We start from the raw sequence: 1,425 nt of genomic DNA, 5'->3' as shown, positions 1-1,425 counted from the left end.
CCGTTGCCGATGTTGCCGCCGGCGGCCCCGCCGTTTCCGCCCGTTTTCCCCGCCATCCCGGAGCCGCCGGCCCCGCCGTTGCCCAGCAACCACCCTCCGGGGCCGCCGTCCGCTCCGGTTCCCGGAGCGCCGGGCGCGCCGTTGCCGACCAGCGGCCGCCCGGTCATTGCGACGCTTTCCGCATTGGCCGCGTCGAGCAGCTCTTGCAGCGGTGAGGCGTTGGCGGCCTCGGTGGTGATATATGCTTTCGCACCGCCGGTTAGGGCCTGCACAAACTGGGCCTGAAAGGACGCCGCCTGAGCGCCGGCGGCCTGGAAGGAAAGGCCGTGGTCGGAGAACAGCGCCGCGATCGCCGTCGACACCTCATCGCCGGCGGCGGCCACCACGGCCGTCGTCCGAGCCGACGCGGCCGCATGGGCCGCGTTCAGCGTTGAACCGACACCGGCCAAATTCGTTGCAGCCGTCTCCAACAGCGCGGGCACCGCGACAACAAACGACATCCGACACCTTCCAGTGGGCAAGGGCGGCCCGGCTGGTGCCCGACCACCTGCCATGGCTTAGGTGAGGATTTCAACATACCGAGCGACGCTAAGCACCCGGTTCCGGTGAACCTTTCGTCGGTTTGCTTGCCCGCGGGTCCTGTCGGTCAGCGAGGTTGGCCACCCAACTCCGCCAGCACCAACCGCAACACCGCCACAGCACCGGCCTTGTCGAACGGGTCGTTGCCGTTGCCGCATTTGGGCGACTGCACGCCCGGTTGAAATTCTTCAGCAGTGAGGATTGGCGCCTGTCACGAAGCAATTTCGTGGAGGTCGACCGTTGAGGGGTCGGTCGCCATCCCGACATTACTAGACGGTCGCGGCCTAGTTTCCTATGGCGTTGCGGTGCAACGTATTTGCGTTGAACGCGGTCCCATCAGCTGGTCATGTGTGCCGGCTAAGGCAACCCGTTGAGCCCGTCAGCGCCCAACACCGAGCCGGCAGTGCCGCCGGTGCCGGGATTGCCTGTCGTGGTGGCGGTTCCGCCGTTGCCGCCGTTGCCGCCGTCGCCGATAGACACCGCGTCACCGCCGTCCCCGCCCGCACCGCCGGCTGCGGTGCCTTGGCCACCGGCGCCACCGGCTCCAGCGTCGCCCAGCAGCGTGCCGCCCCTGCCGCCGTCCCCGCCGGGGCCACCACTGGTCCCGTAGCCGCCGGGTCCGCCGGCCCCGCCGTTGCCGAACAGGAGTGCGTCCCCGCCGGCACCGCCAACACCCCCGTTCCCAAACAGACCGTCCCCGCCGGGTCCACCCATTCCGCCGTCGGAGAACAGGAGCCCCGAGTTGCCGCCGTGCCCGCCGGGCCCGCCGTTGAAGCCGCCGCCGGATCGGGCGGGACCCCCGGCCCCGCCGTCGCCGCCGGCCCCGAACAGCACACCCGCATTGCC

At 70.5% G+C, this 1,425-nt stretch carries 4 pseudogenes; all 4 read right to left on the bottom strand.

What is annotated here, in order from left to right:
• Positions 1-167 (bottom strand): annotated as a pseudogene (locus A9X00_RS32860) (PE family protein); the annotation flags it as partial.
• Between the two features lie 111 nt (positions 168-278).
• Positions 279-500, bottom strand: a pseudogene (locus tag A9X00_RS32855) (PE family protein); the annotation flags it as partial.
• Positions 501-646: 146 nt separating this feature from the next.
• Positions 647-751: pseudogene (locus A9X00_RS32850) on the bottom strand (hypothetical protein); the annotation flags it as partial.
• 185 nt (positions 752-936) lie between these two features.
• A pseudogene (locus A9X00_RS31515) lies at positions 937-1,425 on the bottom strand (PE family protein); the annotation flags it as partial.

The sequence above is a fragment of the Mycobacterium sp. 1245805.9 genome (genome assembly GCF_001672915.1).
Taxonomy (GTDB): domain Bacteria; phylum Actinomycetota; class Actinomycetes; order Mycobacteriales; family Mycobacteriaceae; genus Mycobacterium.
This window is presented reverse-complemented; position numbering and strand designations above follow the sequence as displayed.